Origin of the sequence: Rhodococcus sp. IEGM1428, from assembly GCF_050321865.1 — a bacterium.
GTDB lineage: Bacteria > Actinomycetota > Actinomycetes > Mycobacteriales > Mycobacteriaceae > Rhodococcoides.
On sequence record NZ_JBNQFW010000007.1, the window covers coordinates 67,017 to 79,128 of the forward strand.

The window sequence follows — 12,112 nt, forward strand, 5'->3', positions numbered from 1 at the left end:
TGGGCGGTTATCGACAATTGGGTGTTTTGTCGCCAATTAGGCCTTCTACGTGTCGATTTCGTGACGCTTGGCTGCGAGTCGACGCGATCAGCGGTAGCAGGCTGAGCAGAGTTGGTGGCGTATGTTGAATGCTGGGAAGTATTTGGTCCGTTCGAGCAGATCGGCGGGTGCGTCACGGGCAGTTCAGACTACGAGGCAATAACCGACGACAGCGCAGCCATGCACCACCGGAAGCGGTGTCTCGGGCGCCTGATACCCGGATCGTCTTTCGCCGTATTCGATGGTGTCCATATTCTGCGGCGACTTACACTGGCGACTTCTTTCGCCTGCTGCTGGATGCTGTTCTTCGCGCTAACTCCATGGTGGATCGGCAACACCATCGACGCAATTGTTGCGTCGAGTACGACCGTCACGGACATCGTGCACCGTTGTGCCGTGCTCTTGGCGATCGCCGCTGGTGGCGCGGTGGCGATACTTGCCGAAGAACGCACCAGCATGCTCCTCCGTGTCGAGTGCGAAGTCTCGCTCATGCGTGTGCTGTCGAGGCGGACGTCCAACCTGGGAGTTGCACCATCGGCATACAGCGCCGTCAACCTCGGCATGGTGGATATCAGCAGCGTCGCCAACGGGGTTTCCGCACTCGCTCGCGGCATCGGCGGGCTGATCGCGGTGCTGTTGGTCGGGGGTGCCATGCTGGCCACGTCGTGGCAGCTCGGCCTGGTGATCCTGGTCGGCGCGGTCATCGCACTGATATCGAACGATGTTGTGCTGCTGAACTATCGGCGTCGTCAGGTGACGCAACGCAAACGAAGTGACGACCTGACGCAGGTTGCCCGAGACATCGGTGGTGGTGCCAGGGTAATCAGAGGTTTGGGCACTGCGCAGACCTTTCTACAGCGTTATGCTGCGTCGTCTCAGACGCTTCAGCGATCCGGAACCGATCTTTCGAAGGCCGATGCGCAAGCGTCGGCATTCCGAGGGGTGGTGTCGGGAATCTATAAGATCGTCACCGTCGCCGTCGGTGCGAAGCTGGCGTTGTCGGGCACGATCACGGTGGGCGACGTCGTCACCGCATACGGGTACACCGTATTTCTGAGCAATCCGCTGAACTACATCATGCGGGCTCGTCAGCTCAGGGCAGCAGGCGTCATTTCGCAACAGCGAATCGAAGAATGGTTGGCCGACAATCCCATCAGTCATACACCCGCACTTCGTCAGCAGGACTTCCCTGCAGCGTTGAAGCGGCTCGAGTCGGTAATCGGCGCGTCGATCACCCCAGGCGCATACACGGGAGTGACGTCGTTGGATGTGCGCGACTGGCACACCACCAGCCTCGAACTCGCCAATGCCACCCTTGGTCGGCACCAGACGGTTCAGATCGTGGGCACCGACGATTATTTGTTCTCCGGAACGTTGCGTGAAGTACTTACTCCACCATGTGACGGTCTGGGCGACATAGGGTTCGAGGACGTCGAGCGGCAACGTTCGGCGGTGGCGGCCGCGATGGCGTCCGACATACTCGTGGCCCTTCCGGATGGCGTCGATAGTGACATGACTGCTGGTGCGATGGAGTTTTCGGGCGGCGAGCGGCAGCGCCTGCGGCTTGCCAGGGCGCTGAGTACTGCACCCGAGGTGCTTGTTCTGGTGGATCCCACGGCTGCATTGGATGTCTCTACCGAGTCCGCCGTCGTGTCGGGTATCCGTGAACTGCGTGCCGGCCGGACGACAGTCGTCCTGACACACAGTGTCCCGAGTCTGGTGCACGCCGACCGAGTAATCGTGCTCGGGGGTGCAGGAGACGGCGTCGCCGCTGTGGGCACGCACCGAGACCTTCTGCAATTGCCGGAATATCGAGGGCTGGTCCGTCGGCTGCGAGGTGAAGCGTAGTGCCCGCATCGGTGATTCCTGTTGCGGATCGGACCGAGGTCCGCCGCGCAGCTGTCCTCATTCTGCGTCGGCATCGGAGCATGGCGCTGGCGTCGCTGTCGGCGTACGCCGCGTCGGTGGCGGCTGGACTGCTGTCTCCCTACCTCCTCGGCCTGGTGGTGGATCAGGTTCGGAACGGGACCGATCGAGTGTGGGCGATCGCAGGCTGGATGCTGGCCGCGTTGGCGATCGAGGCTGTCACGCTGTGGTTGGCCACGTACCTGTCCGGCGTGCTGGCCGAGACGATCGCGGCAGAACTCCGAGAGGACGCCATAAGGTCGGTCCTCGCGGCACCGTTGGCGACGGTGGAAGCGATCCCCGTCGGCGAGCTACTCAGCCGGGTGACCAGGGATATCGATGCATTGGTGCGGGGCACTCGTAATTCGTTGCCTGCGGTGATCGTCACCTCTTTGATGATGGTGATGACGCTCGGTGCGATGGTCCTACTCGGGTGGGAGTATCTCGTCGCGTTTCTGCTGTGCCTGCCGATCTTGATTCCCGTGACCCGTTGGTTCCTGCGTAGATCCCGCCCCGCCTTCCTGGCGAACCAAGCTGCAAAGGCTGTCGCGACGCAGGTGTTGGCCGAGTCCGGTGCCGGAGCCTCCACCTTGGCTCGGCACGGCTGGGGGTCGTGGTGGGACAGGCGGATCATCAACGCCTGCAACGACGTCCGCGATGCTGAACGGGGCGTTCTGCGATTGCAGTCGACCTTCTGGGTGATCGCCGATTTCGGTCGCAATATTCCGATTGCCATGGTGCTGCTACTCGGCGGGATTGCTTACCTCCACGATGCAACGCCACTTGCTGTGGTGACGGCCGGAGCTTTGTACGCGCAGAATTTGGCTGTTCACATCGACACCGTGCTCGCCCATCAGAATCAACTCCAGGTAGGCGGGGCGGCGTTCGCTCGCATATTGGGCTTGCAAGGATTTGTTCACAGCAGTGCATCCGAAAAGGTACTGGAAAGCCACAATAGCGACGGTCGCACTTCCGTCGACACCACTGCCGATCTCATCGTGTCGGAAGTGTTCTTTTCGTATCCCTGCGATCCATCCCGAGGGTCGGTCCGTGACGTACTGGAAGGCATCACGCTGACGGTCCCCGCCGGTCAGCGAGTTGCGATCGTCGGGCCGTCAGGCGCTGGGAAAACTACCTTGGGACGGGTGATCTCGGGACTGGATGCCCCTCGATCCGGGGGTATTCGGTACGGCGACGTTCCGCTGGCGGAATTGCCCTCCGAGGTAGTGCGTCGAACGGTGGGAATGCTCTCGCAACACTCTTTCGTATTCAGTGGCAGTGTTGCCGACAACCTGCGCATTGCCGCACCGACGGCAAACGACGAGAACCTCGCTGAGGTTCTGGCAGCAGTAGGCGCGGCGAGCCTGCTGAACACATTCATGTTGGACCGGCCGATTGCGGAAGGACCACGGCCGCTGACTCCTGTCGAGGAACAGCAGCTTTCGTTGGCGCGCATGGTGTTGGCGAAACCGCAGGTGGTCGTTTTGGACGAGGCAACGGCGCAGTTCGATCCGCTCACCGCTCGCCATCTCGAAACAGCGGTCCGGCAGCTTCTCTTCGGAAGTACCATCATCACCATTGCGCACCGGCTGCGCATTGCGCAGGACGCCGACCGAGTCTTGGTCATGGCCGCTGGTGCGGTCGTGCAGGACGGCACGCACGATCAGCTCATCGCCCGTGACGGCCCGTACCGCACGCTGTGGTCGGACTGGGAGAACTGACGACTGTTCAGCCTGGATCCGCCACCTACGGATCGCTGTGACTGCGCAGGTAGGCCACCACAGCCATGACGCGTCGGCTGATACCGGTGGAGTTCGCCAATCCGAGTTTGTCGAACACGGCGTTGATGCGTTTTTCGACCGAGCTCACCGAGATGTACAGATCGGCTGCGATTCGAGCGTTGGTGAGCCCTTGCGCCATCAGCTCGAGAACATCGCGCTCGCGTGGTGTGAGTCGTTCGAGGGGATCCGATCGTGTCGTGCGAGACAACAGCTGTCGCACCACTTCGGGGTCGAAGGCAGTCCCGCCGTCGGCCACCCTGTCGAGGGCGTCCAGGAACTCGTCGACTTGCGCGACGCGGTCTTTCAGCAGATATCCGACCTTGCCTCCGGATCCACTGATCAGCTCTGCTGCGTAACGGTTTTCGACGTACTGGGAGAGTACGAGCACCGCCACCTCCGGCCATCGATCGCGAATGGTCAGTGCTGCTCGCAGTCCCTCGTCGCTGTGATCTGGAGGCATCCGGACGTCGGTGACCACGATGTCCGGACGATCCCGTTCCACGGCAGCCAGGAGCGCGTCGGCGTCGCCTACGGACGCGATCACGTCGTGGCCTTCCTCGGCGAGCAGACGAACCAGCCCCTCACGCAGCAGCGTCGAGTCCTCGGTAACGATCACCCGCATGGGACGCTCGCCATCACGACGGTCGGGCCGCCGTCCGGGCTGTGCACGGTCAGGGTGCCGTCTACGGCCGCGACGCGGCGGGCCAGCCCGGACAAGCCGGTGCCGGACGGATCGGCCCCGCCGGTTCCGTCGTCGGTGATGGTCGCCAGTACGCGGTCGAACTTCTGGTGAGTGACGTTGACCTCCAACAGTTTCGGGAAGGCATGTTTGGCTGCGTTGGTCACGGCTTCCGAGATGACGAAGTAGAGAACCGTCTCCACAGCGGGACGTAGTCTCTCCGTTAGTTCGTAGGTGAGTCGGACGGAAACACTGGCCCGCTCGGCCATCGTCTCGACAGCTGCGCGCAGGCCGTCCTTGTCGAGCGCGATCGGGTACACCCGGTTTGCGACCTCGCGTAGCTCGCTGATCGCCCCCTGCGATGTTGCCTGGGCTTGTGCGAGCAGTTCGTGCACCTTGTCGGGTTCGTCGGCCCGGCGGGCCCGGCCGATGAGCATTCCCAGAGCAATCAATTGCTGCTGTACACCGTCGTGCAGGTCGCGCTCGATCCGGCGGCGTTCGTCGTCGATGGCGTCGACCACGTGATCGCGGCTGCTCGTCAGTTCGGCAACCCGCTGGTGCAGCAACCGATCCGACTGCCGGCCGAGTACTTGGACGACGAACCAGCGGTCCAGCGATCCCACCCCTGCCACGCCGACGGCCGCGACGAAGATCAAGAGGATCCCAGGTACGGCCGCGACCGCTACGAGTCCACCGTCGACTCGGTCGGAGTTCTCGATCAGGCCCCAGCTGCCGTTCAGGATCCACGCCGAGATCATCGAGCCGGCCACGACGAGACAGAGCATCAGAAGAAGGACCACGCCGATTCCGAGTAGTCCGATAGACCAGCGCATACCGAGATACCAGCGGCAACGTCGAGGGGTCGCCGCATCCGTGTGCACCGTGCCGTGAAAGCGGGTGATACGACGAATCTCCAACTCGGACAACGCCAGTGTGCTCTCATCGACTGCCCTCCGAAGTGGCGTTCCCCAGCGGCCGAGGATGTGCGCCAGAGTGAGGGCGAGTACTGCCGTAACCGAGAACAGCAGGGCCGCGATCGCCGTGAGGCTACCGAGCAGAACTCCGGCAAGTGCCATCAGCCAACGCCGAACAAACAAGCTGACGGTAATCCGATCCGCCAGGTCAGGTGGATGTACGACGTCGTTTCCGGGCACTCGAGCAGCGTAGCGGGGTATGTGGCCGCTGATACTGCGGTAAACCGCAGGGTTTCGACGGGGGAGTCCCTATGAACGGTCGACGGTTTTCCTCGATGTCCCCCAGTCGAAATATTTCTAGCGTTCTCAGTGGCCGTCTCGACCGGAGACGTCACCAACGAACAGGGGAATGAATATGTCCAACTTGCTGATTGCCGCAACTGCCGAAACCGAGCAACTCGACGGGCTGGCCGGATGGGCGGTCGGCGTCATGGATGCGCTCGGCGGCCCCGGTGCCGCCGTTGTCGTCGGCGCCGACAACCTGTTCCCGCCGATCCCGAGCGAACTCGTTCTCCCACTTGCCGGGTTCTCGGCCAGTCAGGGAGTGTTCTCCTTCGGTGCCGCGCTCTTCTGGACGACGCTCGGCTCGGTCCTGGGCGCGGTCATCGTCTATGCGGTCGGTGCGCTCATCGGACGCGAGCGCACGCGAGCACTGGTGGCACGGATCCCACTGATCAAGGCCAGCGACTTCGACCGAACGGAAGCGTGGTTCGCCAAGCACGAATCGAAGGCAGTGCTCCTGGGCCGCATGGTCCCGCTGTTTCGCAGCTTCATCTCCCTGCCGGCCGGAATCGAGCGGATGGCAATGACGAAATTCCTCGTACTCACCACAATCGGCAGTCTGATCTGGAACACGATTTTCGTCACCGCGGGCTATCAGCTGGGCGAGAACTGGCACCTGGTCGACGCGTATGCCGAAATCCTGCAGAAGATCGTCGTGATGACGGTCGCGATTGCCTTCGTCGTCTTTGTCGCCGTGCGGTTGCGATCTCGCCGCCAGGCCGGTCTGTGACAACGCCGGCCCGGCGACATGACTTGGATCTACCGCGACGTGGAACTACCGGGGCAGTCCCGACTTGTACTGCAAGGCGTAGGCGAGTTTGCCGGGCTTGGCGTCCGAGTACGGGGCCGAAAGCTTCCCGAACTCGCCCTTGGTGGCTGCTTTTCCGTCGTTCCAGGCGTCCAGGGCACCGAGTTCCGCTGCGGTACGGCCACTGTCGATCACAGTGTCCTTCGGGGCCGCGACCTGAGCACGCGAGACCGACTCGACGGTGCTCAGGTAGCTTGCCAGGTTGTTGCTGTCCCAACCGCTGATGTCCACCACTCCGGAGTCGCGAACCCATGCACCCCAATAGAATTCCTGGAAGGGGATGGTGCCGGGGGTGAAGCCGATGTCGCGAGCGAAGTACATCAGGCTCCGGTACTTGTCGTTCTGGAACTTCGCAAGACCGACTCCTGACGGAAGCTGCTCCACTGGAACCTCGTTGCCGTCCACGTCGTAGTTCCATACCCACTTCTCGGCTTTCATCCGTGCCCAGAAATCGGCGGGGCTCAGGTCACTGAGGTTTGCGACCACCCGCAGGCGGAGGTGCAGATTCGGTCCACCGTCGGCCGTTTCGTAGAACGAGGTGAGTGTGTGGTGTCCGTCGGTCAGGTACGGCACTCCGCCCGGCCCGATGGCAACAGTCTTCATGGGCGCGATGGTGTCGGGCGTTTCCTGGCCGACGGGGACGGTGCAGGTGAACGACGACGGATTGTCCAGTCGCGCATCGGGCAACGCCGAGGCGGCCTTCTCCTGACCGTTGGCCTCGCACCAGTCGTCGAATTTCTTGTTGATCTCGTCCTTGCCGAGTGTGTATCGCCCGAGCTTGTAGTACACCTCGTCGTACCCGAGCGAGGGTTGCGTCGCGCGCACATCACCGATCGGGAGATCGAGAAGCTCACCCGCTTCGGCACATTGGTAGCCGAGGCCCGAAGACGATCCGGTGGGGAGCAGGTCTGCGACCTGACACAGCGGCGACGCCGTCCGTGCCGGGGCGGCCGTGGCAACGCCGGCCATGGACGCGGAGACGACAGAGACCAGTGCGAGTGTGCCCAGTAGGGCCGCTCTACGAAGCGAGGCCATTCGTGAAACTCCTATGAGCGCGAGTGAAGTTCCCCGGAGACTGTCGCACTCCGGTCACCGGCCGATGTCGCGGAACCGACGTAGAGGTGAACGTTGCATGTTGGTGGTCAGCGATCTTCGCGCAACATCGCGTAGACGAGGGTGTCGGTCCATTCACCCTTGCACCACCAGTTCTGGCGGAAATGCGCTTCCTGCCGCATCCCGACCCGCGCCGCCAACCGGGCCGACGCGTCGTTGCGGCCGTCCAGCTGTGCGCTGATTCGGTGGATCTGAGGTAGCGAGAACACGTGCTCGACCAACGCGTTCACCGCCTCGGTGGCGTATCCGCGGCCCGCCACGTCGGGGGAGAACGTCCACCCGAGCTCGACGAGAGCCGGGGATCCGTCGATCAACCACGCCTCGACGTTGCCCACCACGGTTCCCTCGTGCTCGACGACCAGCGCGAGTGCCTGGGTGTTCAAGCCTGATCGCTTCATCCGTTTGCCCACCGCAGCAACCGCATCGGCGTGTGTCCACGCTTCGTGGAGCAGGTAGCGGCAGACCTCCGGGTCGCTGTAGTACGCGAGAATCCTGTCTGCGTCGTCGGGTTCGTACAGACGAAGGGTCAGGCGCTCGGTGTGGATGGGCTCGACAGTCATATGTCCGATTCTGCCCGACTTGTATTCACGCTGATTCGAACCCTGGTCTCGGACCGGCATCGTGACAGATGGTGGTGAGTCGAACCTGCTCGTCATCAACCGGAAGGCCCGTGAACATGGTCGTCACGTCGTACGCCCCACCCGCGGGACCCGTGCACCTGCGTGTCAGCGACACCGACCCTGCGCCCGCGTCACCGAAACAGTCGGTGTGGCAGCGGTATCGATGGACCGTCCTACGCAGTCTGTCACCCATCGTGCTGCTCGTTCTGTGGCAGATCGCCAGCGCTGCCGGAGTTCTCTCCGAGCGAGTGCTGCCGGCACCATCCTTGGTCTTCGACGCGGGCGTGCAGTTGCTGCGCAACGGTCAGCTGGTCGAGGCCCTCGCCGTCTCCGGTACCCGCGTCGTTCAGGGGCTCGTGCTGGGCGGGGTGATCGGGGTGGTGCTCGGAGCGCTCGTCGGACTGTCGAAGCTCGCCGAGGCAACCGTAGATCCGCCGCTGCAGATGCTGCGCGCACTCCCGCACCTCGGATTGATCCCGCTGTTCATCCTGTGGTTCGGGATCGGCGAGACTCCCAAGATTCTGCTCATCGCTCTGGGAGTGGCATTTCCGCTCTACCTCAACACGTACTCGGCCATCCGTCAGCTCGATCGCGACTTCCTCGACACCGCTGTCGTACTCGGCTTCTCGTGGCGTCAACGGTTCACCACGATCATCCTGCCCAGTATCGCTCCGCAACTGCTGGTGGGACTGCGACAGTCGTTGGCCATCGCCTGGCTGTCGTTGATCGTGGCCGAGCAGATCAACGCCGAATCCGGACTGGGCCACATCATCAACGACGCCAGAGACTTCCTGCGCTTGGACACCATCATCTTCGGACTCGTCGTTTATGCGCTGATGGGAATCGCGACCGACGGCCTCGTACGAGTCCTCGAAAAGCGAGCCCTCCGATACCGATTGGATGCCTAATTCATGACCACGACGACGACCTCCGTCGCCACCCTGCACGGCATCGACAAGTTCTACGGATCCAGCCACGTGTTGAAGGGCGTCGACCTGTCCATCGAACGCGGCGAAATCGTCTCGCTGGTCGGACGATCCGGCTCCGGCAAGTCGACCATCCTGCGTGTCTTGGCCGGACTGTCGACCGACCATACGGGGGAGCGGCATGTGGCCGGACATCCCGCGGTGGCATTTCAGGAACCACGCCTGTTTCCGTGGCGGTCGGTCCGCCAGAATGTGTCCTACGGTCTGAACACCGCAGGCGTCACGGGCAACGACGCATTGACTGCCGCGGACGCGACTCTGGACGAAGTAGGTCTCGCCGACAAGCGTGACGCGTGGCCCCTCACGTTGTCCGGTGGGCAAGCTCAGCGCGCTGCACTTGCACGGGCGTTGGTGGGGGAGCCCGAACTGCTCCTCCTCGACGAACCGTTCGGCGCACTCGACGCACTGACGCGACTGACCATGCAGTCACTCCTGCTCGATCTGTGGGGGCGGCACGGCTTCGGTATCCTGCTGGTCACCCACGATGTCGACGAAGCGATTGCGTTGGGGGACAGGGTGTTGGTGCTCGACGGCGGTGCCGTGGCCGAGACCGTCCACGTCGACCTGCCTCGTCCCCGCGACCGAGGAACAGCCGGATTCTCCCGCATTCGCACGCACTTGCTCGGTGCTCTCGGCGTCCACTGATTTCACTGATACGAAGGATTTTTCACCCATGTCGTCACACGCTCGACCCCGCTCCCTACGCGTCGTAGGCGTTCTCGCTGCCCTGTCCATGACCGTCGCCGGCCTCACCGGTTGCGTCTCTCGTGGCAGCGATACCGCGACCACCGAAGCCCCCGAACTCGTCTCGAACGATCAGCTCGCCACCGTCACCCTCGACGTCGGCGACCAGAAGGGTGGCACCGAAGCTCTGCTTCGCGCGTCGGGTGAGCTCGACTCGGCTCCCTACGATGTTGCGTTCTCCACCTTCACCTCCGGCCCGCCTCAGGTGGAGGCCGCAACGGCCGGCCAGATCGACTTCGCGGTTACGGGCAACACGCCTCCGGTGTTCGGCGTGGCAGCCAACGCACGCATCAAGGTCGTCTCCGCCTACACCAACGATGCGAGTGGCGATCAGATTCTCGTGCCGGCAGATTCGACTCTCGCGTCGTTCGCAGACCTGCGGGGCAAGAAGATCGCAGTGGGCAAGGGAAGTTCCGCGCACGGTCATGTGCTGCTGCAGTTGCAGAAGGCCGGACTGACCACCGACGACGTTCAGCTGGTCTTCCTCCAGCCCGCCGATGCGTTGACGGCATTCACCTCGGGTCAGGTCGACGCCTGGGCGATCTGGGATCCCTTCACCGCGATTGCGCAGGTCCAGAACGGCTCCAAGACGCTGACCACCGCCGAGGGCGTGGCCAACGGCTACGGCTTCGGTATCGCGTCGCAGCAGGCGCTGGACGATCCCGCGAAGAACACTGCGCTGCAGGACTTCGTGGTTCGTCTGGCCAAGGCGTCCGCCTGGGCGGACGCCAATCCGGCCGAGTGGGCTGCGGCGTACTCCGCGGCCGTCGGGATCGACCCGGCTGCCGGTGAATTAGCGCAAGGACGAAGCCAGCGACCCGCAATTGCATTGGACGACAAAGTGATCGAGTCCGAGCAAGCACTCTTCGATGCATTCGTCGAAAGCGGAAGCATCCCTGGCGGCAACACGTTCGCGGACTTCGTCGACACGCGTTACAACGACGCCATCGCCGGCGCGACCGCCTCCACCAACTGATCACCCACCACGTCGTAGGAGTTCACACGTGACCGCACGCATCTTCTGGTTTCTTCCCACCGCAGGCGACGGCCGCTCCATCGTCGGCGCGTCTCACGCCTCCGGCAACCTCCGTGAACCGGCCGGGTTTCGTCGTCCGTCGCTGCGTTACCTCACCGAGGTTGCGCAGGCCGCGGACCGCCTCGGCTACGAGGGGGTGTTGACTCCGACCGGAACATGGTGCGAGGACGCGTGGTTGACCACGGCAGCTCTACTGCAGAGCACCCGACGGCTGAAGTTTCTCGTCGCCTTCCGTCCCGGCCTCACGCCGCCCACGTTGGCGGCGCAGCAGGCCGCGACGTTGCAGCGGTTCTCGGAGGGTCGGGTGTTGTTCAACATCGTCACCGGTGGCGACGACGTCGAGCAGCGTCGTTTCGGGGATTGGATCGACCACGATCGGCGCTACGCCCGCACCGACGAGTTCCTCGAACTGGTGCAGCGCATTTGGACCGAGCCGTCGGTGGACCACGAGGGTGAGTTCTTCAAGGTCGCCGATGCGAGGGTGTCCGAAGCGCCGGATCCATTGCCGGAGTTCTGGTTCGGCGGTTCCTCCGACCCTGCTCTGGCCGTCGCGGCCAAGCGGGTACAGACGTACCTGACGTGGGGTGAGCCGCCGGCCGACGCCCGCGCCAAGATCGAGAAGGTGCAGGCGCTCGCGGACGCCGAGGGCCGCAAGCTCACCTATGGCATTCGCCTGCACACGATCAGCCGCGACACGTCCGAAGAGGCCTGGGCCGTCGCACAGAAGCTCCTCGACGAGCTTCCCGAGGAGCAGGTGTCTGCGGCACACGCGCTGCACTCGTCGTCGCAGTCCGAGGGACAGCGTCGAATGGCTGCACTGCACGGCGGCAGCAAGGACTCTCTGGAGATCTACCCGAACCTATGGGCCGGAGTCGGACTCGTTCGCGGCGGCGCGGGAACCGCATTGGTCGGTTCGCACGAGGAGGTGGCGAACCTGATCGGGGAGTACCACGATGCCGGTTTCGACGAGTTCATCCTCTCGGGTTACCCGCATCTGGAGGAGGCGTACTACTTCGCCGAAGGAGTGCGGCCAATCCTCGACGCGCGAGGAATTACCGTTCCGGCGCGGTAGGTGAGCGCCGCTGGACTTTCGGAATCTGCAAAATCTGTCCAGTAGAGCGTGTGAAAAATGGATGATAGTGGCC

At 63.4% G+C, this 12,112-nt stretch carries 11 protein-coding genes; 7 read left to right on the top strand and 4 right to left on the bottom strand.

Translation table 11 applies throughout. From position 1 onward, the window contains the following. The first annotated feature begins 336 nt into the window (after positions 1-336). On the top strand, positions 337-1,887 hold the full coding sequence (locus ACQR3T_RS25140; protein ID WP_428695295.1) for an ABC transporter transmembrane domain-containing protein: 1,551 nt from the start codon (positions 337-339) through the stop codon (positions 1,885-1,887). Then, a complete protein-coding gene (locus tag ACQR3T_RS25145) occupies positions 1,887-3,665 on the top strand; it encodes an ABC transporter ATP-binding protein (protein WP_428695296.1) in 1,779 nt (592 codons plus the stop codon). Before ACQR3T_RS25140 ends, ACQR3T_RS25145 begins: the two co-directional genes overlap by 1 nt. A 25-nt stretch (positions 3,666-3,690) precedes the next feature. Here the strand turns inward: ACQR3T_RS25145 and ACQR3T_RS25150 are convergent, their stop codons facing one another. Further along, a complete protein-coding gene (locus tag ACQR3T_RS25150; protein ID WP_428695297.1) occupies positions 3,691-4,347 on the bottom strand; it encodes a response regulator in 657 nt (218 codons plus the stop codon). Next, positions 4,338-5,558 (bottom strand): sensor histidine kinase, encoded by a 1,221-nt coding sequence (locus ACQR3T_RS25155; RefSeq protein ID WP_428695298.1) that lies wholly within the window; start codon positions 5,556-5,558, stop codon positions 4,338-4,340. The genes ACQR3T_RS25150 and ACQR3T_RS25155 overlap by 10 nt, the downstream gene beginning before the upstream one ends. A 175-nt stretch (positions 5,559-5,733) precedes the next feature. Between ACQR3T_RS25155 and ACQR3T_RS25160 the strand changes: the two genes are divergently transcribed. Further along, positions 5,734-6,390, top strand: a complete 657-nt coding sequence (locus tag ACQR3T_RS25160; protein WP_428695388.1) for a DedA family protein — start codon at positions 5,734-5,736, stop codon at positions 6,388-6,390. A 45-nt stretch (positions 6,391-6,435) separates the two neighbouring features. Here ACQR3T_RS25160 and ACQR3T_RS25165 read toward each other — a convergent pair whose 3' ends face one another. Together ACQR3T_RS25165 and ACQR3T_RS25170 are read right to left on the bottom strand one after the other, a co-directional pair. Next, positions 6,436-7,503: a ParB/Srx family N-terminal domain-containing protein gene (locus ACQR3T_RS25165; RefSeq protein WP_428695299.1), complete on the bottom strand. Its 1,068-nt coding sequence runs from the start codon at positions 7,501-7,503 to the stop codon at positions 6,436-6,438. A 107-nt stretch (positions 7,504-7,610) separates the two neighbouring features. Further along, the gene (locus tag ACQR3T_RS25170; protein WP_094679613.1) at positions 7,611-8,141 is read right to left on the bottom strand and encodes a GNAT family N-acetyltransferase; all 531 of its coding nucleotides are present in this window, start codon (positions 8,139-8,141) and stop codon (positions 7,611-7,613) included. 116 nt (positions 8,142-8,257) lie between these two features. Here ACQR3T_RS25170 and ACQR3T_RS25175 point away from each other — a divergent pair, with 116 nt between their 5' ends. Genes ACQR3T_RS25175 through ACQR3T_RS25190 form a run of 4 tightly spaced genes read left to right on the top strand, consistent with a single transcriptional unit; the run spans position 8,258 to position 12,039 of the window. Continuing rightward, positions 8,258-9,109 (top strand): ABC transporter permease, encoded by an 852-nt coding sequence (locus tag ACQR3T_RS25175; RefSeq protein ID WP_428695300.1) that lies wholly within the window; start codon positions 8,258-8,260, stop codon positions 9,107-9,109. A 3-nt stretch (positions 9,110-9,112) separates the two neighbouring features. Beyond that, positions 9,113-9,832 carry an ABC transporter ATP-binding protein gene (locus tag ACQR3T_RS25180; protein WP_428695301.1) on the top strand — a complete coding sequence of 240 codons (720 nt, stop codon included), beginning with the start codon at positions 9,113-9,115 and terminating at the stop codon, positions 9,830-9,832. Positions 9,833-9,860: 28 nt separating this feature from the next. Then, complete coding sequence (locus tag ACQR3T_RS25185) at positions 9,861-10,907, top strand: ABC transporter substrate-binding protein (protein ID WP_428695302.1); 1,047 nt, start codon at positions 9,861-9,863, stop codon at positions 10,905-10,907. A gap of 28 nt (positions 10,908-10,935) precedes the next feature. After that, positions 10,936-12,039 (top strand): LLM class flavin-dependent oxidoreductase, encoded by a 1,104-nt coding sequence (locus ACQR3T_RS25190; protein ID WP_428695303.1) that lies wholly within the window; start codon positions 10,936-10,938, stop codon positions 12,037-12,039. Positions 12,040-12,112: the final 73 nt, after the last annotated feature.